This window comes from Bradyrhizobium sp. 141 (genome assembly GCF_023074055.1).
Taxonomy (GTDB): domain Bacteria; phylum Pseudomonadota; class Alphaproteobacteria; order Rhizobiales; family Xanthobacteraceae; genus Bradyrhizobium.
The window spans coordinates 85,369-105,610 of record NZ_JADPKR010000113.1 but is presented as its reverse complement, the minus strand read 5'-3'; the positions used below and the strand labels follow the sequence as shown (position 1 = coordinate 105,610).

The 20,242-nt window shown below is 64.1% G+C and carries 18 protein-coding genes and 1 pseudogene; 14 read left to right on the top strand and 5 right to left on the bottom strand.

All coding sequences use genetic code 11. The annotated features are described in order from the left end of the window. From IVA81_RS37895 to IVA81_RS37875, 5 genes and pseudogenes are all read left to right on the top strand, one after another. A pseudogene (locus tag IVA81_RS37895) lies at positions 1–127 on the top strand (chemotaxis protein CheW); the annotation flags it as partial. 32 nt (positions 128–159) lie between these two features. Then, complete coding sequence (locus tag IVA81_RS37890) at positions 160–546, top strand: response regulator (protein ID WP_028143851.1); 387 nt, start codon at positions 160–162, stop codon at positions 544–546. Positions 547–606: 60 nt separating this feature from the next. After that, entirely contained in the window at positions 607–1,485 is an 879-nt protein-coding gene (locus tag IVA81_RS37885) for a protein-glutamate O-methyltransferase CheR (protein WP_247327731.1), read from the top strand. Between the two features lie 2 nt (positions 1,486–1,487). Beyond that, positions 1,488–1,805: a hypothetical protein gene (locus IVA81_RS37880; protein ID WP_018321617.1), complete on the top strand. Its 318-nt coding sequence runs from the start codon at positions 1,488–1,490 to the stop codon at positions 1,803–1,805. A 138-nt stretch (positions 1,806–1,943) separates the two neighbouring features. Continuing rightward, complete coding sequence (locus IVA81_RS37875; RefSeq protein ID WP_247327728.1) at positions 1,944–2,447, top strand: response regulator; 504 nt, start codon at positions 1,944–1,946, stop codon at positions 2,445–2,447. A 54-nt stretch (positions 2,448–2,501) separates the two neighbouring features. Here IVA81_RS37875 and IVA81_RS37870 read toward each other — a convergent pair whose 3' ends face one another. Further along, on the bottom strand, positions 2,502–2,843 hold the full coding sequence (locus tag IVA81_RS37870; RefSeq protein WP_247327724.1) for a hypothetical protein: 342 nt from the start codon (positions 2,841–2,843) through the stop codon (positions 2,502–2,504). 150 nt (positions 2,844–2,993) lie between these two features. Between IVA81_RS37870 and IVA81_RS37865 the strand changes: the two genes are divergently transcribed. After that, on the top strand, positions 2,994–3,629 hold the full coding sequence (locus IVA81_RS37865; protein ID WP_247327721.1) for a response regulator: 636 nt from the start codon (positions 2,994–2,996) through the stop codon (positions 3,627–3,629). 81 nt (positions 3,630–3,710) lie between these two features. Here IVA81_RS37865 and IVA81_RS37860 read toward each other — a convergent pair whose 3' ends face one another. From IVA81_RS37860 to IVA81_RS37850, 3 genes are all read right to left on the bottom strand, one after another. Beyond that, positions 3,711–7,334 (bottom strand): PAS domain S-box protein, encoded by a 3,624-nt coding sequence (locus IVA81_RS37860; RefSeq protein ID WP_247327719.1) that lies wholly within the window; start codon positions 7,332–7,334, stop codon positions 3,711–3,713. Then, a complete protein-coding gene (locus IVA81_RS37855; RefSeq protein WP_247327717.1) occupies positions 7,312–7,731 on the bottom strand; it encodes a response regulator in 420 nt (139 codons plus the stop codon). Before IVA81_RS37855 ends, IVA81_RS37860 begins: the two co-directional genes overlap by 23 nt. 195 nt (positions 7,732–7,926) lie before the next feature. Then, positions 7,927–8,643 (bottom strand): GntR family transcriptional regulator, encoded by a 717-nt coding sequence (locus tag IVA81_RS37850; protein WP_247327714.1) that lies wholly within the window; start codon positions 8,641–8,643, stop codon positions 7,927–7,929. Between the two features lie 94 nt (positions 8,644–8,737). Between IVA81_RS37850 and IVA81_RS37845 the strand changes: the two genes are divergently transcribed. From IVA81_RS37845 to IVA81_RS37820, 6 genes are all read left to right on the top strand, one after another. Continuing rightward, positions 8,738–9,757, top strand: coding sequence for an ABC transporter substrate-binding protein (locus IVA81_RS37845; RefSeq protein WP_247327711.1), 1,020 nt, complete (start codon positions 8,738–8,740; stop codon positions 9,755–9,757). After that, positions 9,757–10,518 (top strand): ABC transporter ATP-binding protein, encoded by a 762-nt coding sequence (locus IVA81_RS37840; RefSeq protein ID WP_247327702.1) that lies wholly within the window; start codon positions 9,757–9,759, stop codon positions 10,516–10,518. The genes IVA81_RS37845 and IVA81_RS37840 overlap by 1 nt, the downstream gene beginning before the upstream one ends. A gap of 10 nt (positions 10,519–10,528) precedes the next feature. Beyond that, complete coding sequence (locus IVA81_RS37835) at positions 10,529–11,389, top strand: ABC transporter permease (protein WP_247327701.1); 861 nt, start codon at positions 10,529–10,531, stop codon at positions 11,387–11,389. After that, entirely contained in the window at positions 11,386–13,125 is a 1,740-nt protein-coding gene (gene araD, locus IVA81_RS37830) for an L-arabinonate dehydratase (protein ID WP_247327700.1), read from the top strand. Before IVA81_RS37835 ends, araD begins: the two co-directional genes overlap by 4 nt. Before the next feature lie 128 nt (positions 13,126–13,253). Continuing rightward, the gene (locus IVA81_RS37825; RefSeq protein WP_247327693.1) at positions 13,254–13,973 is read left to right on the top strand and encodes a ribonuclease activity regulator RraA; all 720 of its coding nucleotides are present in this window, start codon (positions 13,254–13,256) and stop codon (positions 13,971–13,973) included. Positions 13,974–14,049: 76 nt separating this feature from the next. Next, complete coding sequence (locus IVA81_RS37820) at positions 14,050–15,141, top strand: SMP-30/gluconolactonase/LRE family protein (RefSeq protein WP_247327690.1); 1,092 nt, start codon at positions 14,050–14,052, stop codon at positions 15,139–15,141. 132 nt (positions 15,142–15,273) lie between these two features. Here IVA81_RS37820 and IVA81_RS37815 read toward each other — a convergent pair whose 3' ends face one another. Further along, positions 15,274–17,379: a S9 family peptidase gene (locus IVA81_RS37815; RefSeq protein ID WP_247327687.1), complete on the bottom strand. Its 2,106-nt coding sequence runs from the start codon at positions 17,377–17,379 to the stop codon at positions 15,274–15,276. Between the two features lie 314 nt (positions 17,380–17,693). Here IVA81_RS37815 and IVA81_RS37810 point away from each other — a divergent pair, with 314 nt between their 5' ends. Beyond that, entirely contained in the window at positions 17,694–19,130 is a 1,437-nt protein-coding gene (locus tag IVA81_RS37810; protein WP_247327685.1) for an MBOAT family protein, read from the top strand. Then, a complete protein-coding gene (locus IVA81_RS37805; protein WP_247327680.1) occupies positions 19,130–20,233 on the top strand; it encodes a hypothetical protein in 1,104 nt (367 codons plus the stop codon). Before IVA81_RS37810 ends, IVA81_RS37805 begins: the two co-directional genes overlap by 1 nt. Positions 20,234–20,242 lie beyond the last annotated feature (9 nt).

Here is a 20,242-nt window from a genome sequence, read left to right as displayed (position 1 = left end):
CGTCAACCTCGACCCCCGCATGGCCAAGCTCGCCGGCGGCGTCCACCGCCTCGACGGACAGCTCATGGTCGTCCTCGACGTCGATCGCGTCCTCGAGCTGAAGACCGAAGTGCAGATGGCTGCGTGAGCCAAACGAAACATCGAATCCGGAGAACAGAAATGAAGACATGTTTGGTGGTCGATGATTCCAGCGTCGTGCGCAAGATCGCGCGCCGGATCCTGGAAGGCCTGGAATTCCAAGTCACCGAGGCCGAGGACGGCTCGAAGGCGCTCGAGATCTGTCAGCGGCAGTTGCCCGATGCGGTGCTGCTCGACTGGAACATGCCCGTGATGGACGGCTTCGAATTCATGGGCCACATGCGCCGCCTGCCCGGCGGCGACCAGCCCAAGGTCGTGTTCTGCACCACCGAGAACAACGTGGCTCATATCGCCCAGGCGCTCAGCGGCGGCGCCAACGAGTACATCATGAAGCCCTTCGACAAGGACATCATCGCCGACAAATTCGCAGAGGTTGGTTTGATCCCGGTCGGACAAGCCATGGTCTGAGTGTGTCTGGCCGAAGTGCTTTGGCCAGAGTGTTCCAGTACAGCTTCGAAGAGGCCATCCGTGACCCCGACCGAGTATGAGTATCTGCGTAAGTTCCTGAAGGACAATTCCGGGCTCGACCTGTCCGCAGACAAGCAATATCTGATCGAAAGCCGCCTGCTGCCGCTCGCCCGCAAGGCCGGGCTCTCTGGTATCGCCGAGCTCGTGCAGAAGCTGCAAGGCGGCTCGCGTACGCTGATCACCGACGTGGTCGAAGCCATGACCACCAACGAGACGTTCTTCTTCCGCGACAAGGTCCCGTTCGATCATTTCCGCGACACCATCATGCCCGAGGTCATCAAGGCGCGCGCGGCGCGTCGGAGCGTGCGCATCTGGTGCGCCGCCGGATCGACCGGGCAGGAGCCCTATTCGCTGGCGATGAGCCTGAAGGAGATGGGCCCGGCCCTGACCGGATGGCGCGTCGAAATCATCGCGACCGATTTGTCGCAGGAGGTGCTGGAGAAGGCCAAGGCCGGCATCTACAGCCAGTTCGAGGTGCAGCGCGGCCTGCCGATCCAGATGCTGATGAAATATTTCAAGCAGACCGGCGAGACCTGGCAGATCAATCCCGAGCTGCGGGCGATGATCCAGCATCGCCAGCTCAACCTGCTGCACGATTTTTCCCAGCTCGGCACCTTCGACGTCATCTTCTGCCGCAACGTGCTGATCTATTTCGACCAGGATACCAAGATCAGCATCTTCAACCGTCTGGCGCGCCAGATCGAGCCCGACGGCTTCCTGGTGCTGGGCGCGGCCGAAACCGTGGTCGGTCTGACCGATACGTTCCGCCCGATTCCGGAGCGGCGCGGCCTCTACAAGCCGAACGATCCGCGTGCCGCGGCCGCCAAGCCGGCTCTCGCCGGCGCAGCACCGCGCATGGCGGTGATGGCAGGACGCTAGACATGGCCGAGGATGGCAAGGGCACGGAACGCGTGACGTTCAGTCGCGGCTATGACGTCTGCATCATGGCCATCGACGGCACCTGGCGCCGCGACTGCAAGCTCAACGCGATCTCCGACACCGACGCCATCCTGACGGTGGAAGGCTCGATCCAAGGCTTGAACCTGAAAGAGTTCTTCCTGCTGCTGTCGTCCACGGGCCTCGCCTACCGCCGCTGTGAGCTCGTCCGCGTCAACGGCGCCGAAATGGACATCCAGTTCCTGCGCGGCAAGAACAGGAAGAAGCGCGGCGCGGCCGGCGGCCGTGACGAAGCGGCCTGATCGGCGTGGCAGCCGCCGCGCTGTCCGCCAGGTTGCTTTACATTTGCTGAAACATCCGAGCGAATTTGCCTTGGCCGCTTTACGTCGCTTAAGCGCGAACCGTGTATCCGTTGGCGGTCTCAATCTCAGGATACGGCAATGCCCAGAAGTTCTCTTTCCCCCATCCCGTCAAACCTGCCCGATGGCGCCGAACGGCGTGCGCTTCAGCTCCTGGTGGTCGATGACGACGCCACGCAGCGCAGCCTGATCACGGTCGCCGCCAAGCAGGCCGGCCACGAAGTCACCGTGGCGCCGTCGGTAGCGGACGCGATCGAGAAGCTTCGTGCCGCCCGCTTCGATTGCGTGACGCTCGATCTCGTGCTGGAGGATGGCGACGGCATCGACGTGCTGCGCGAGATGGCGGCCGCGAAATTCGGCGGCGCCGTGATTGTCATCAGCGGCATGGACGGCAAGCGCCGCAGCGCCGCCCGCAGCTTCGCCCGGTCCGTCGGGATCGAGCTCCAGAGCCTGCCGAAGCCGCTCGACCTCGCGGCCTTGCGCATCAGCCTCGCCAATCTCGGCAAGACCGCGATGGGACTTCCGGCGATGCATACCTGGGGCGGCGTCGCCACCGACGCGATCGTGGAACGGCACCGCGCCTAAGCTGCGGAGCTGCCATGCGATGGGATGCGGCTGCTGGGCCGCGCCGATCGCGCTCTATGCCGGGGTGCCGGATTCCGACAGACATTGCAGGGCGTGGCCGAGGCCCGCCCGACAGGCATTGAGGGCGGCGCTCGCCGTCGCATAGCGCGGCGTGACGTCGTCGAGCACGAAAATGTCGGCGGAACCCGCCGGATCGCCCTGCGCCAAGCCCGTATCCAGCAAGCCCGTATCCAGCAAGCCTGTTTCCAACATGCTGGTTTCCATCATGGCTGCGTCGATCAGGCGCATGCTGCTCTCGATCCGTGTGATCAGAGCGCGAAGATCGGCAGCGATCAACTGACGGCTGTCAGTTTCGGGCATCGCGACGAGCGGGGGTGTGCCAGCGAAATTTAGCATGGATATTCTCCGTACCCCGCAATAAGGCACCTTGCCGCTACTTGTGCGTTAAGTCCTTGTCCCGTACAAATACGGGTGGGCCGAATCCGCGCCGAACGCCATAAACGGTTGGCGCGCACGCGAGTCCTTCATGCCAACCGGATGTGGCACATGGCCGAACAAAGCTCTCGCGGTGAAATCTTCGTGGTCGACGACGACCCTGCCGTTCGCGACACTCTTTCGATGGTGTTGAAGGCGGCGGGCTATGAGGTGATCTGTTTTGCGGACGGCGCAGCGCTGCTCTCCATCGCGCGAAACCGTACACCGGCTGCGATCCTGCTGGACGTGAACATCCCCGGAAAGTCGGGCCTCGACATTCTGAAGGAGCTGCACGGCGAGGACTATCCGGCGCCGATCTTCATGATCTCCGGACAGGGCGACATCGCGATGGCGGTGGGCGCGATCAAGAGCGGCGCGCTCGACTTCATCGAGAAGCCGTTCCGGGGCAGCGAGATCGTCGGCCGGCTCGACGAGGCGATCGGCGCCTATGCGCGCAGGCAGGCGGAGAACGCCTCGCCGAAATTCGGCTCGCTGCATTTCCCCGGACGCGAGCCGCTGACGCGCAGGGAGCGCGAGGTGCTCGAGCAGTTCGCGGCAGGCGCGTCGAACAAGGAAGCCGGCCGCACGCTCGGCATCAGCCCGCGCACCATCGAGGACCACCGCGCCAACATCATGAAGAAGCTCGGCGCGCGCAACGCCGCCGATCTGATCCGCATCGTGATGACCGCGGCCCAGCGCGCGTCGTAAGACGCGGTTACGTTTCGTAGCCCGGATGGAGCGAAGCGTAATTCGGGTTCCTGCGTGCGGCGAGACTGCTCCCGGATTGCGCTACGCTTCATCCGGGCTACGGACCGCGCGTTGCTCGTGCAGCGCCTTGCGGATGATCCGCGCCAGATCCGATTTGCGATAGGGCTTCGCCAGCAGCAGAACGCCGGAATCCAGCCGGCCGTGATGGATGATCGCATTCTCGGTATAGCCCGATGTGTAGACCACCCTGAGATCGGGGCGCGTCTTCTGGAGCTCGTCGGCGAGCTGCCGTCCGTTCATCTTGCCGGGCATGATGACGTCGGTAAACAGAAGGTCGAACGGCTTTCCGGCGGCGACGATCGCGAGCGCCTCCGCGGCGTTTGCGGCCTGCAAGGTGACGTAACCCAGCGAATGCAGCTGCGCCAGCACATAGTCGCGCACCAGCCTGTCGTCCTCGACCACCAGGATCGTCTCGTGTCCGCCCTCGATCGTCGCCGGCGTCACGCCTTCACCGGGCGCTGTCGGCGTCTTGCCGGGCGGCAGGTACATCTTGATCGTGGTGCCGTGGCCTTCCTCGCTGTAGATCTTGATGTGGCCGGCGGACTGCTTGATGAAGCCGTAGACCATCGAGAGCCCGAGTCCGGTGCCTTTGCCCGGTCCCTTCGAGGTGAAGAAGGGGTCGAACACCCTGGGCAGCATGCTCGCGGGAATTCCGGTGCCGGTGTCGCTCACGGCAATCAGCACGTAATGGCCGGGGCGGACATCGTTGACGCTGGCATAGACCTCGTCGAGATAGGCGGCGCCGGTTTCCACGATGAGCTTGCCGCCACCGGGCATGGCGTCGCGGGCGTTGAGCGCGAGGTTGAGGATCGCGGTGGTGAGCTGGTTGGGATCGACGATCGCAACGCAAATCTCGTCCTCGAACACGGATTCGATCAGGATCTGCTCGCCCAGTGTCGGCCGCAGCAGTTTCGCGGTGTCGACGACCAGCGAGTTGATGTCGATCTCGCGCGGCTGGAGCGGCTGCTTGCGCGCGAAAGCGAGCAGGTGCTGGGTCAGGTCGGCGCCGCGCGCGGCGGCCTCGTCGATCATCTTGGTGATGGCCGCAAGCTGCGGCTCCTTCTCGACGGCCTCCGCGAGGATCTCGATCGTCCCGGTGATGACGGTGAGGATATTGTTGAAATCGTGCGCCACGCCGCCGGTGAGCTGGCCGACCGCCTCCATCTTCTCGGCATGGCGGATGCGCTCGTCCGCGGCGATCTTGTCGGTGAGGTCGCGGTAGAAGACGTTGAACAGCAGGCCTTCGCGGCGCTTCAGCGCGGTGACGCTCAGCTCAGCCTTGAATTCCTTGCCGTCGCGGCGGCGGCACACGAGCTCGCGGCGGCGATTCAGTGATCTGCCGTCCTCGCTCTCCAGGAACTGCTTCAGGCCCGCCCTGACCCTTTCGCGTTCGCTCGCGGCGACGATGAGGTCGATCGTGCTCTGGCCGAGCACCTCGTCGCGGCGCCAGCCGAAGAGCTGTTCGGCCTGCGAGTTCCAGTTCAGGATGCTGCCGGTTTCGTCGGTCTGGATGAAGGCGTCGAGCGAGGTCTCGACGATGTTGCGGGCGAGCCGCTCGCTCTCGCGCAGCGATTCCTGCGCGAGCCGCGCTTCCGTCATGTCGCGCCCGGCAAAGTAGAAGCGATGCGCCTTTTCGGACCAGCTGCCGAGCCAGGACAGCCAGACCTCGTGTCCGTTCTTGTGGAAGCAGCGGGTGTCGCCGAGCTTGGGGCGTTCGCCGCGCCGTAGCGCGCGCATGTCCTCGCGCGATTGCGCCAGATGGTCAGGATGAACGAAGTCGGCGCCGCTGCGGCCGATCATCTCGTCCGGCCGGTAGCCGAGAATGGTCTCGCTGCTCGGACTGATCTGCGCGACATGGCCCCGCGCATCCATGATCATGATGAGATCCTGCGAGGTGTCGAAGATCTGCCGGCGCTCCTCGATCTGCTGCTGGAGCTGCCGCTCGGCCCGCCGCGCCTCGGTAAGGCTGTGCGCGGTCCCGGAGACGCCGACGACCTCGCCCGAAGGCCCCCTGATCGGCGACAGGCTGAGCGAAATCTCGACCGGCGTGCCGTTCTTGCGCAGGCGCACCGTTTCGAACCGCTCGATCGGCTCACCCCGCGCGATCCGCGCCAAATAGTCCTTGCCATGGGCACGGCGGTCGGGCGGGACAATAATCGAGGTGGATTTCCCGATCGCTTCATTCGCCGAATAGCCGTAGAGGCGTTCGGCCGCCGGATTCCAGCCCGTGATGATGGCGTCGAGCGATTGCATCACGATCGCGTCGTCGGATGATTCGACGGCGGCGCTGAACAATTGCTCGCGCGCCGCATGATGGCTTCGCGCGGCCTCGGTGCGGCGATGCTCCCGGACCTCGCGCTCGAGTGCGGCCGTTTTCGCCCGGGTCTCTTCGACCATCCGGGCGAAAGCACGCGCCAGCACGCCGGTCTCGCCGCTGGCATCGACGGGGATGTCCGCCGGCTTTCCGCGGCCGATTGCCTCCACGGCCGCGGTGAGGCGGCCGATCGGGCGAGTCAATGAGCGCGCAAGCAGCACCGCGAGTGAAGCCGCGGCGAGGACGGCAAGCGCGCCAACCAGCAAGGACGTCTTTTGAATGGCGGCCGGCACCCGGCCGAAGACGGACGGGGGAATGGTCACGATGATCGCGGTCCATTCCTTTCCTGCCAGCAGGGCCGGCGCGATCGCCGCGCCGCTCGGCCGGCCCGACCCGTCGGTCATGAGCCGCGTGGATACGTCCGAGGTGCCGGCCAAGGCTGAGAAGAATGGAAAATCATCGCGCCAGTTGGTGGGGTGGCCCCGCAATGAACCGAATTCGCGCGCGCGATCGGGATGAACGAGATAGTCGCCGCGCGAATTCACGACGTAAATCTCTCCACCCGAATTCGACGTCGCGCGGACGTGGTCGAGGGCCGGACGCATGTCGATATTGGCGATGATGATACCGAACGGCTTGCCATCCGGCGTGAACAGTGGCGTGGCGACCCGCAGCGTCGGAACGTGCGAGTCCGTGGTGCCGCCCTTGCGGGTCGCGAGATCGATGGGCGAAACGTAAATCTCGCCCGGCGCCAGCCGTATCGTGTCCTGAAAGTAGGTTCGTTCGCCCTTGCGTTCCAATTCGTTGCCGGGGACGATCCGTGCCGCGCCATTCGGGCCGGAACGGTCGACGCGCACCAGTTCGCGTTGGTCGTCGTCGAGGCCGATGATCCGGAATTGCGCGTAGATTGGCTTGGCCTCGATCTCGGCCGCGAGCCGCGTGGCGATACGCTCGCGCCAGGTTTGCTCCGAGACACCGTCAGAAGGGTCGATCCCGCCCCCGACGTGAGCGCGGATCAGGCCGTTGATGGCCGCGGCGGCGCGATAGCCGATCAGATCGCCGCGCACGCCGGCGACGTAGGTTTCGAGGTTGGTTGCCAGCAGGCGTGACTGGGCCTCGACCCGCTCCAGCACGCGCGGAATGACCGCTTGCGTGGTGTTGCGAAAGCCCAGCCAACCGACCGCGGCCACGGTGACCGCCACTAGCAAGATCATTGCGATGGCCAGCCGCGTGGCGAGCGTCAGGGGGGTGCTCGCAGGGCTTCCCGGACGATCGCGGCCGATCTGGCCTGAAGCAGAGGAGTCCTCGTTATCGGTGACCGGAGCTGACATCGGACCCCTCCGGCTCGCCCGCCTTCAGGCAGCCGTCGACCGCGGCGAGCAGCGCCCCGGGTCTGAATGGCTTTTGCAGGCTTGCCACAGCGCCGAGCTTGGTCGCCATCTTCAGGAAGTCCGGCTCTGCATAGGCGTCCGGCGTGATCGAGCGGCCGGAAATGACGATGATCGGAATGGCCGGGACTAGCACCCGGATGTGACGCATCGTCTCCAGCCCGTCCATGCCAGGCATGAAGATGTCGAGAAACAGCAGATCAAACCGGCCCGCCTCGAACAGCGCAAGTCCCTTGCGGCCATCGCCGGCGACGGTGACGTGATGACCGGCCCTCTCCAGGAGCAGCCGGATCGTGATTTGAACGGCCGGGTCGTCATCCACGATCAGGATGTTGGCCACGTCTGAATTCCTCCGGGCCGGATGGGAGATCCCCGCCGGCCGCAAATCAAACCATCAAAGATGAAATTGTTGCGCGGATTCCGTCCAGCCTGCAAGCACTTCGCGAATGTCCGGCGAATGCTCGCCTAAGCCGAAATCCGGAGCCATACTTATGCACAGTTGCGTGCATAAGGGTTCATCACGCCGGCCGGCCGCCTAATCCGTCAGATATTCCGGATAGTTGCTCCGGATCCTGTCGAGCTCGCTCAACGTGCCTGACAGATGCTGGCGCAGGTGCTGTTGCGCAGCGTCGGCGTCTGCGGCCTCGATCGCGCGCGTGATCAGCTTGTGGTGGCGCACGATGTTCTGGGCCTTGCCGGGTGAGGGCAGGTGCAGCCGGCGCAGCCGGTCGCTGTGTCCGCTGCGGCTGCGCACCAGCGCCCACAGATCCTGCTTGCCCGCAGCTATGTAGAGCCGGGCGTGAAAATCGTTGTCGGCGGCCATGAAGGCCTCGAAGTCGCCAGCCCTGGCGAATTGCTGTTGCAATGCAATGGTGTGATCCAGACGCACGATCAGGGACGCCTCGGGACCGGTTGCGAGCAGGCGGACGATCTCCATCTCCAGTGCCTGGCGCAGGAAATGCGCCTGTTGCGCGCGATCGACGTCGATCCGGCTGACCACGGTCGCATGTTGCGGAAACACGTCGACCAGGCCTTCCTCCTCGAGCCGCATCAGCGCATCGCGCACCGGGGTCGAGCTGACGCCGAACTGGCTGGCAAGCTCGGCGCGCGACAGCGGGGCGCCGGGCGGCAGTTCGAGGGCGATGATTGCGTTGCGCAACCGCTCGAACACCTGCGGTGCGGCTTGGCGGCCGCGGTCGAGCCGGGCGGCCGGTCGTGGTGCCGCGCGCGGCGCGGGGTGGGGTGATTCCATCGCGGGTCCTGCGGGCTTGCCTTTGATGCACTAATATATTAGTGCATCAGTAGCGTCAACGCAGCTCGACGATGACCGGAGGAAACACACAACAATGATCACGCATCTTCGAAGCAAGCTTGCGGCTGCCGTCCTGATCGCCGCAGCCGTCCTGGCGGCAAATGCCGCGCACGCCCAGCAGAAATCCGAGATCGCGCTGTCGCGCCAGCCCGGCATTTTCTACATGCCGAGCCATATCATGGAGAAGCTGAAGCTGATCGAGAAGCACGCAGCATCCCTCGGCGTCTCCGGCGTCACCACCAAATGGATCACCTTCTCCGGCGGCGGGGCGCAGACCGACGCGCTGCTCGCCGGCGGCGTCGACATCCTCAACACCGGCACCGGCAACCTCCTGCTGCTGTGGGATCGCACCCGCGGCGGCGTGAAGGGCATCGTCGCGACCTCGGCGCAGCCGATGACGCTGATCAGCCGCGACGCCAACATCAAGTCGATCAAGGACTTCGGCCCCTCCGACAAGATCGCGGTGCCGACCGTCAAGGTCTCGACCCAGGCGATCGTGCTTCAGATCGCAGCCGCCGAGGCCTTTGGTGCCGACCAATGGTCGAAGCTCGACGCCAACACCGTGCAGCTCGGCCATCCCGACGCCTATGCGGCGCTGTCCAACCCCAAGCACGAGGTGCACAACCACTTCTCGATCCCGCCCTTTACCTTCCTGGAGCTGAAGAACGTACCGGGCGCGCATATCGTGCTGTCATCGCCGGACGTGATGGGCGGACCGCTCAGCCAGGCCCAGTTCTTCACCACGACGAAGTTTGCCGAAGCCAATCCAAAGATCATCCAGGCCGTGCGCGACGCGACCAAGGAAGCGCAGAATCTGATCCGCAGCGACACCAAGCAGGCGGTCGAGATCTACAAGGAGGTCACCGGCGACAAGACTTCGGTCGAAGAGCTGCTCGATCTCCTCAAGGAGCCCGGCATGATGGAGTGGAATCTCGAGCCGCAGGGCACGATGAAGTTCGCCGCCCATCTGTTCAAGACCGGCACGCTGAAGAACCAGCCCAAGGCGTGGACCGATTATTATCTGCCCATCGCCCACGATCTGAAGGGCAACTGATGGCGCTGCTCGACGTCAGTGGCGTGACGCTGCGCTACAAGACCTCCAGCGCCGTCGTCACCGCCACGGAGAGGGTGAGCTTTACGGTCGACAAGTCCGACCGCTTCGTGCTGCTCGGTCCCTCCGGCTGCGGCAAGTCGACCCTGCTCAAAGCCGTCGGCGGCTACATGAGCCCGAGCGAAGGCCGCATGACGATCGGCGATCGCGAGATCCACGGTCCCGGCGCCGATCGCATGATGATCTTCCAGGAGTTCGACCAGCTGCTGCCCTGGAAGAGTGTGCTCGCCAATGTGATGTTTCCGCTGCTGACCGCGCGAAAGCTGTCGCGCAAGGACGCGGAAGCGAAGGCGCGGGCCTATATCGAGAAGGTCGGCCTGACCCGCGTCGTCGACGCCTATCCGCATACGCTGTCGGGCGGCATGAAGCAGCGCGTCGCGATCGCGCGCGGGATGGCGATGGAGCCTGATATCCTGCTGATGGACGAGCCGTTCGCCGCGCTCGATGCGCTGACGCGCCGGACCTGCCAGGACGAGCTGCTCCAGCTCTGGAGCGAGACCAAATTCACGGTGTTGTTCGTGACCCATTCGATCGCGGAAGCGATCCGCATCGGCAACCGCATCCTGCTGCTGTCGCCGCATCCCGGCCGCGTCAAGGCCGAGGTGGTCGACGTCGACAAGGTCTCAAACGAAGACGGTAGCGCCGGCCGGCTCGAGAAGGAGATCCACGATCTCCTGTTCGCGCAAGAAGCGACCGCGCATTGAGGAGCCTCTGATGGGCGAAGCCAAGATATTGCTGCGGGCCGAGCCGGCCGCCGTTTCAGGTGCTGGCGAGGTCGAGCGCAAGCTGAGCGTGCCTGAATTGTTGTGGAACGACGGCTTCGTCCGCAAGTCCGTCATCATTCTGTTCCTGGCGGCGATCTGGGAAGCGTACGGCGTCGCCCTCGACAATCCGCTGCTGTTCCCGACGCTACACGATACAGCCGTCACGCTGTTCGATCGCGTCAAGGACGGCACCATTCCGATGCGCGCGTGGACGTCGCTGAAAGTGCTGTTCATGGGCTATTCGGCCGGCATCACGCTGGCCGCGATCTTCACCATTCTCGCCATCTCGACCCGCATCGGCACCGATTTTCTCGAGACCGTGACGGCGATGTTCAACCCGTTGCCGGCGATCGCGCTGTTGCCGCTCGCGCTGATCTGGTTCGGGCTCGGCAATGGCAGTCTCGTCTTCGTGCTGATCCATTCGGTGCTGTGGCCGGTCGCGCTCAACACCCATTCCGGCTTCAAGAGCGTGTCCAACACGCTGCGCATGGTCGGCCGCAATTACGGCCTGCGCGGGCTGCCTTACGTCGCGAAAATCCTCATCCCTGCGGCTTTTGGTTCGATCCTGACGGGGCTGAAAATCGGCTGGGCTTTTGCCTGGCGTACGCTGATCGCGGCCGAGCTGGTGTTCGGCGTGTCCTCGGGTCAAGGGGGACTCGGCTGGTTCATCTTCGAGAACCGCAATCTGCTCGACATACCTGCGGTCTTCGCAGGCCTCTTGACGGTGATCATCATCGGCCTCTTTGTCGAGAACCTGATCTTCCGCGCCATCGAGCGGAACACCGTGCAGAAATGGGGCACCCAATCATGACCAAGAAGAAAATCACGCCCGACCAGCTCCGCAGCGCGCGCTGGTTCGCGCCTGACGATCTCCGCTCGTTCGGCCACCGCTCCCGTACGATGCAGATGGGCTATGCTCCGGAGGAGTGGAAGGACCGCCCGATCATCGCGATCCTCAACACCTGGTCGGACGCGCAGCCCTGCCACATGCACTTCAAGTCGCGCGTCGACGACGTCAAGCGTGGCATCCTGATGGCCGGCGGCTTTCCGATCGAACTGCCGGCGTTGTCGCTGTCGGAATCGCTGCTCAAGCCCACCACCATGCTCTATCGCAATCTGCTGGCGATGGACGCCGAGGAATTGCTGCGCAGCCATCCCGTCGACGGCGTGGTGCTGATGGGCGGCTGCGACAAGACCACGCCGGCGCTGCTCTTGGGCGCGACCTCGATGAACATTCCGGCGATCTATCTGCCGGCAGGCCCGATGCTGCGCGGCAATTGGAAGGGCAAGACGCTCGGCTCCGGCTCGGACGGCTGGAAATACTGGGACGAACGCCGCGCCGGAAAGATATCCGACAAGGACTGGCTCGATATCGAAGCCGGCATCGCCCGTAGCTACGGCACCTGCATGACCATGGGCACCGCCTCGACCATGACCGCGATTGCGGAAGCGATCGGCATGACGCTGCCGGGCGCCTCCTCAATTCCCGCCGCCGACGCCAACCACATTCGCATGGCCTCCGAATGCGGCCGCCGCATCGTCGAGATGGTGTGGGAGGATCTGACGCCGAAGACGATCCAGACTCGCAAGGCCTTCGAGAACGCCATTGCAGTGGCGATGGCGATGGGCTGCTCGACCAACGCGATCATCCATCTGATCGCGCAGGCCCGCCGCGCCGGCCAGGATATCGGGCTCGACGATTTCGAGATCGCGAGCCGCAAGGTGCCCGTGATCGCCAACGTCCGTCCCAGCGGCGATGCCTATCTGATGGAGGATTTCTTCTACGCCGGCGGTCTGCCGGCGCTGATGGGCCAGATCAAGCCGCATCTGCATCTCGATTGCATCACAGTCACCGGCAAGACGCTTCGTGAGAACATCGAGGGCGCCGAGGTGCACAATGCCGACGTGATCCGCTCGGTCGACAATCCCATCTACAAGGAAGGCGCGCTGGCCGTGCTCAAGGGCAATCTCGCGCCCGATGGCTGCGTCATCAAGCCGAGCGCCTGCGCGCCGCGTTTCCTCAAGCACACGGGACCAGCGCTGGTGTTCGATGACTATCCCTCGATGAAGAAGGCGGTCGACGATCCCAACCTCGACGTCACCGAGGACCATATCCTGATCCTGCGCAATGCGGGGCCGCAGGGCGGGCCGGGCATGCCGGAATGGGGCATGCTGCCGATCCCGACCAAGCTCGTGAAGCAGGGCGTGCGCGACATGGTGCGCCTCTCGGACGCGCGCATGAGCGGCACCAGCTATGGCGCCTGCATCCTGCACGTTTCGCCCGAGTCCTACATCGGCGGTCCATTGGCCTTGGTGCAGAATGGCGACCGCATCACGCTCGACGTCGCCGCCCGCACCATCAATCTGGATGTGAGCGAAGCCGAGCTCGACAAGCGCCGCGCCGCCTGGAAGCAGCCCGAGCGCCGCTTCGAGCGCGGCTATGGCTGGATGTTCACCAAACACATCAAGCAGGCCAATGACGGCTGCGACTTCGACTTCCTCGAGACCGATTTCGGTGCGCCGATCGGCGAGCCGTCGATTTATTAATGTCCCCGTCATTCCGGGGCATCGCGAAGCGATGAGCCCGGAATCCATCGTGCAGCAGAACGTGCGGCCTGATGGATTCCGGGTTCGCGCTACGCGCGCCCCGGAATGACGACAGAGAGAGCCCACGAATGACAAAACTCAGCGAAGCGACCCGCACCAAGCTCAAATCCGTCTCCACCGCCACGGTCGCCACCGCGCTGTTCAAGCGCGGCCTGCGCGTCCAGATGATCCAGGACGTGCACCCCCTCGGCGCGGACCAGCCGACCATGGTCGGTGAAGCCTTCACGCTGCGCTACATGCCGGCGCGCGAGGATCTCAACACGATAGAGGTCTTCAAGGATCGCTCGCACCCGCAGCGCAAGGCAGTCGAGGATTGTCCGGCAGGCAGCGTGCTGGTGATGGACAGCCGCAAGGACGCGCGCGCGGCCTCGGCCGGTGCGATCCTGGTGACGCGGTTGATGAAGCGCGGCGTCGCCGGCGTCGTCACCGACGGCGGCTTTCGCGATTCCGCCGAGATCGCCAAGCTCGGCATTCCTGCCTACCATCACCGTCCCTCGGCGCCGACCAATCTCACGCTGCATCAGGCGATCGAGATCAACGTCCCGATCGGTTGCGGTGACGCACCGGTGTTTCCCGGCGACGTCATCCTCGGTGATGCCGACGGCGTCATCGTGATCCCCGCGCATCTCGCGGACGAGATTGCCAACGAGACCTTCGAGATGACCGCGTTCGAGGACTTTGTCACCGAGGAAGTCGGCAAGGGTCGGGGCATCTTCGGTCTCTATCCCGCCACCGATCCGCAGACGCTGACCGACTTTGCGGAATGGCGAAAGAAGAACGGCCGCTAAGGCCGAGAGCAGATCACGTCAAGAAACAGGCCGGCCGCATCAAGCGCCGGCCTTTTATCAAGCAGGGAGGACTTCCATGAATTTCACGCGACGTAACCTCGTGGCCGGCGCCGGCGCAGCGATGGCGACCACGCTTCTCGCCCGTGCTGCCGGCGCGCAATCGTTCCCGTTCACGCCGAACCAGCGCTATCCCGATCCCGCCGTCCAGGTTCTCGATCCGAGCTTCACAAAATACCGGCTCTATTCCTCGACGGTCGAGCAGGTCGCTTCAGGCATGCGCTGGGCCGAAGGTCCCGCTTATTTCCCCGAAGGCGGCTATCTGCTGTTCTCCGACATTCCCAACAACCGGATCATGAAGTTCGACGAGAAGACCGGGCAGACCAGCGTGTTCCGCGCCAATGCCAATTACGCCAACGGCAACGCCAGGGATCGCCAGGGCCGTCTCGTCACCTGCGAGCATTCCGTCACCCGCCGCATCACCCGCACCGAGAAGGACGGCAAGATCACCGTGCTTGCCGACAAGTTCGAGGGCAAGCGGCTGAACGCGCCGAACGACATCGTGGTGAAGTCCGACGACAGCATCTGGTTCACCGATCCGCTGTTCGGCATCAATGGCGAATGGGAAGGCAAGAAGGAGAAGGCCGAGCAGGCCACCACCAACGTCTATCGCATCGCCAAGGACGGCAAGATCACCGCCGTCCTCACCGATCTCGTCAATCCCAATGGCATCGCCTTCTCGCCGGACGAGAAGAAGCTCTACGTCGTCGAGTGGAAGGGCACGCCCAACCGCAGCATCTGGAGCTACAACGTCGGCGACGATGGCGCCCTCAGCGGCAAGACCAAGCTGATCGACGCCGCCGACCAGGGCTCGCTCGATGGTTTCCGCGTCGACCGCGACGGCAATCTCTGGTGCGGCTGGGGCTCCAACGGCGCGCTGCAATCCGAGCCGAGCGACGTCGGCGGCCGCAAGGTGTTCCAGCTCAAGGCCAGGCCGGAGGATCTCGACGGCGTGATGGTGTTCAACGCGGAAGGCAAGCCGCTCGCCTTCATCAAGCTGCCCGAGCGCTGCGCCAATCTCTGCTTCGGCGGCCCCAAGAACAACCGTCTCTACATGGCCAGCAGCCATTCGATTTACGCGCTGTATGTGGAAGCGCACGGGGCGGTGTGAAGTAGTCGCCACGAGTCAGGCTGCCGTAGGGTGGGCAAAGGCGCATTTGCGCCGTGCCCACCTTCTGTTCGAAACGGCACAAGATCGTGGGCACGCTTCGCTTTGCCCACCCTACAAGGCTGCGGGGTTCGCTTACACTCCGGCCTTCGCCATTCCCGCCGCCCACAGCGCAAATGCGTACACGATCGCGACTTCATCGAGCCGATCGAACCGCCCCGAGGCGCCGCCATGGCCGGCGCCCATGTTGGTGCGGAGCAGGACCGGACCGCCGCCGCTCATGGTCGCGCGCAGGCGCGCGATCCATTTTGCCGGCTCCCAATAGGTGACGCGCGGATCGGTCAAGCCGCCCATCGCGAGGATCGCCGGATACTCCTTCGCGGCTACATTGTCGTACGGCGAGTACGATAGTATGGTGCGAAAATCCTTTTCGCTCTCGATCGGGTTGCCCCATTCCGGCCATTCCGGCGGCGTCAGCGGCAGCGTGTCGTCGAGCATGGTGTTGAGCACGTCCACGAACGGCACCTCGGCGACGATGCCGGCGAACAGCTCGCCGGCGCGGTTGGCGACCGCGCCCATCAGCATGCCGCCGGCCGAGCCGCCATGGCCGACGATGCGCTTGGCGCTGGTGTATTTTGCAGCGATCAACGCCTGCGCGCTGGCTGAGAAATCGTCGAACGAATTGGTCTTCTTCTCGCGCTTGCCGTCGAGATACCAGCCCCAGCCCTTGTCGGCGCCGCCGCGAATATGAGCGATGGCGTAGACGAAGCCGCGATCGACCAGCGACAGGCGGTTGGCGCTGAACGAGGCCGGCATCGCCATGCCGTAGGAGCCGTAGCCGTAGAGCAGCAGCGGCGCCGAGCCGTCGAGCTGGAGCCCGCGGCGATGGAGGATCGACACCGGCACCTCGGCGCCGTCATGCGCCTTCGCCATGATGCGCGTGGTGACGTAGTCGGCGGCGTCGTGGCCGGACGGGATTTCCTGGCGCTTGCGCAAGGTGCGCGTGCGCTTGACCATGTCATAGTCGTAGACCTCCGACGGCGTCGTCATCGACGAATAGGAAAAACGCAAATTCGTCGTCTCGAATTCGTAGGAGCCCATCGTATCCAGCGAATAGGCGGCTTCGTCGAAGGCGATGGCATGCTCCTCGTTCGAGGCGAGATCGCGGATCACGATCGACGGCAGCGCATTGGCGCGCTCCAGCCGCACCAGATGGCCGGCATAGAGGTCGAGGTCGATGATGTAGATGCCGGGACGATACGGGATCAGATCGCGCCAGTTCTTGCGCTCGGGCGAGACAAGCGGCGCGGTGACGATCTTGAAGTCGATGGCGTCGTCGGCATTGGTGAGGATGAAGAGCTGATCGCCGCGATCGGCCAGCGAATATTGCACGCCTTCCTCGCGCGCCGCGACCAGCCGCGGCGGCGCCTCGGGATGGGCGAGATCGATCAGCCGCTGCTCGGAAGTCTCGTGGTCGCCGCCCGCGATTACGCAGAAGCGGCCGCTGGTGCTCTCGTGCAGATGGGTGAACCAGCCGGCATCCTGCTCTTCATAGACGAGCGTGTCGTCGGCCTGCCTGGTGCCGAGCCTGTGCCGCCACACCTGCATCGGCCGGTGGTTGTCGTCCAGCTTCACATAGAAGAAGCTCTTGCAATCCGCGGACCACACCATGCCGCCGTCGGTCTCCTCGACGACGTCGTCGAAATCCTTGCCGCTCGCCCAGTCGCGGACGCGGATCGAAAAATATTCGGACCCCTTGGTGTCCGCGCTCCAGGCCTGGAGCTTGTGATCGTGCGAATGCCGGCTGCCGCCGAACTTGAAATATTTGTGGTCCTTGGCGAGCGCGTCGCCGTCGAGCACGATATCGCCGTCGCCGCCCTCGCGCGGCATGCGACCGAACAGCTCGTGCTGTCCGCCCTCGCGAAACCTGCGGAAATAGGCGAACGGCCCATCCGGCGAGGGCACGCTGGAATCGTCCTCCTTGATGCGCCCGCGCATCTCCCGCACCAGCGTCTTCTGCAGGCTGGCGGTATGGCCGAGCAGGCTCTCGGTATAGACGTTCTCCTCGTCGAGATATTTGCGGATGTCGGGATCGAGCACCTTGGGATCGCGAAGCACCTCCTGCCATTTCGCGTCCTTCAGCCAGGCATAGTCGTCGGTCACATTGATCCCGTGCCGCGTGAAGGAATGCGGCCGGCGCGGGGCGACGGGGGGCTGGGAAGGTGTTTTGGCCTGGGTCACTCGATCCTCATCATGTCTCGTTCGGGCGGCGCTCCTTTCTTACCTCTCCCCGCCTGCGGGGAGAGGTCGGATCGCTCTTGCGATCCGGGTGAGGGGGTACAGGTCCCTCGACAGGTCTTGTCCGCGGAGAGAGGCCCCTCACCCCAGCCCTCTCCCCGTAAGAACGGGGAGAGGGAGAGGAGGCACCGTCTTATATCGTCCCGATTCCGCGAATTGCCAGCGCAACTGCGCCAAGGACTGCGCCATGTCGCCGGGTTGTTGCTGGACCGCATGTATGCTTTAGGAACCATATCCCCGCCGCCGGTTGCAGCCTGATGCTGTTCAATTCCTATCCTTTCATTCTGCTGTTCCTGCCGGTCGTGCTGGCCGGCTTTTTCTGGCTCGGGCGGCGCAGCAATCTGACCCCGGTGATCTGGCTGGCGCTGGCCTCGCTCGCCTTCTATGCGATCGGCAGCTGGCAGTTCGTGGCCCTGCTGCTGCTGTCGATCGCGTTCAATTATGGCGTCGGCCATCTCCTCATCGTGGCGGAGCTCGTCCCGTCGCAACGAAAGATAGCGCTCGCTTGTGGCGTCATCGGCGATCTCCTCGTGCTCGGCATCTTCAAATATGCCGGCTTCGTCACCGAGAACATCAATGCGCTCGCCGGCACCCATTTCGCCGTTCACATCCTGCTGCCGGTCGGCATCTCCTTCTACACGTTCACCCAGATCGCATTTCTGGTGGATGCGTATCGCGGCCAGGTCGCGGCTTACGCGCTGCCGCACTACGCGCTGTTCGTGACCTATTTCCCGCATCTGATCGCCGGACCGATCCTCCACCACAAGGACATGATCCCGCAATTCGAGCGAGAGGAAACGAAGCGCCCGGACGCGCATCTCATTTTATGCGGCGTCATCATCTTCGCCATCGGCCTGTTCAAGAAGACCTGCCTTGCCGACGGCATCCAGCCGCTGGTCGCGCTCGCCTTCGAGGCGCGCTCGCCGAGCTTCGATCAGGCCTGGTGTGGTGTGCTCGCCTATACGTTCCAGCTCTATTTCGATTTTTCCGGCTATTCCGACATGGCGATCGGGATATCGCTGATGTTCGGAATCTTCCTGCCCGTGAACTTCAACTCGCCTTACAAGGCGACGAACATCGTCGAGTTCTGGCGCCGCTGGCACATGACGCTGTCGCAGTTCCTGCGCGATTATCTCTACATTCCGCTCGGGGGTAACAGGCGCGGCCGCGTGCTGCGCTATGCCAATTTGATGATTACAATGCTGCTCGGCGGCCTCTGGCATGGCGCGGCCTGGACTTTTGTCATTTGGGGCGCGCTGCACGGCGCCTATCTCTGTCTCAATCACGCCTTCAATGCGCTGGTGCCGACCATTCCATCTGTTCTCGCGCGCCCGGCCCGCGTCGCCGGAGCAGCGCTGACTTTCCTGGCCGTCGTCGTTGCCTGGGTGTTCTTCCGCGCCGAGAGCGTCGCCTGGGCGCTCCGCGTCCTCCACTCCATGGCTGATCCCTCGAATATCGTGTTCGGCCGCGAGGAGATCGCGGCGCTGGTGCTGGTCTCCATCTACGCTGCGCTGGTGTGGCTGGCGCCAAACACGCAAGCGCTCATGGGATATGATCACGGCAACCGCAGGGTCGGCGAGGCCTTGCGGGCAGGGCGCATGCGGCCGCTGGTCCTCTATGCGGCGTCGCTGGTACTCGCATTCGGGCTCCTCGGCATCCAGAGCCACAGCGAATTCATCTACTTCCGCTTCTGATGCAGGGCACGTTCACACAGCTGAGACTTCTTCTGCTGGCCAGCATCGCGGGCGTGCTGGGCGCGGCCTCGCTCACCTACGTCGTCGATCCCTTGCAACTGTTCCGCCCCTCGCGTCTCGCGGCCTTCTATTCCGATGACACCCGCGTGCAGAATGCCGGGCTGATCCGCAGCCAGTCGTTCGACACCGCTTTCATGGGCACCTCGCTCGCGATCCATTTCCGCCAGAGCGACATCGATCGCGCGCTCGGTGTCCGCTCCCTGAAGTTGGCCATGACCGGCTCCAACTCGCGCCAGCATAGCTTTGTGCTGGAGCAGGCCATCGACGGCGGCGCAAAACGGGTGATCTGGGCGATGGACGATTTCATCTTCGTCGATGCGGCCGACATCGAGACGGATCCCTATCTGTCCGTCGATCTCTATCGGGGGACAGCCAAGGGGTTCGCGTCCTATCTGTTCAGCGCCGCGATGGCGAAGGAATCCCTGTTCGCATTGCTGCGCTCGGTTCCGCCGCTGCGAGCGCCGCTGACGCGGGCGGCGCCTTACCTCCCCATCAAGTTTGCGCTTTCCGATGTCGACGACATCTATGCGTTGGCCAGGGATTTCGACGTCGCGAGCGGCTACAACGCCAAGCGGACGCTCGCGGCCTTTACCTACATCACCGCTCCCACGCGCAGCAGCTTTCTCGGTGAAGGCTACGGCTACGACGCCATGGTCAGTCATTTCGAGCGCGATGCCGTCGGCCTGATCACGCGCCATCCCGACGTGACCTTCGACATCTACTTCCCGCCCTATTCGATCCTGCAATTCGTCGCGATGCGCGATGCATCGCCTGCGACGCTGAAGATCGTCACCGGTCTCACGGCGCACATCGCCAGGCGCCTGACGCAGCTTCCCAACGTGCGTCTGTACGATTTCCGCGCGATCAAGACGGTGACGCACGATCTCAATAATTACGGTGATGTCATCCACCACTCGCCGGTGATCGACGCGATGGTGCTGAGATGGTTGGCGAACGGGGAGTATCGGGTTGATCGCAGCAAGCCGACGACATCACTGGATGAGTTGAAGGCCCAGGTCGAGGCGTATCGCGTCGAGCGCTGATCTCACCCT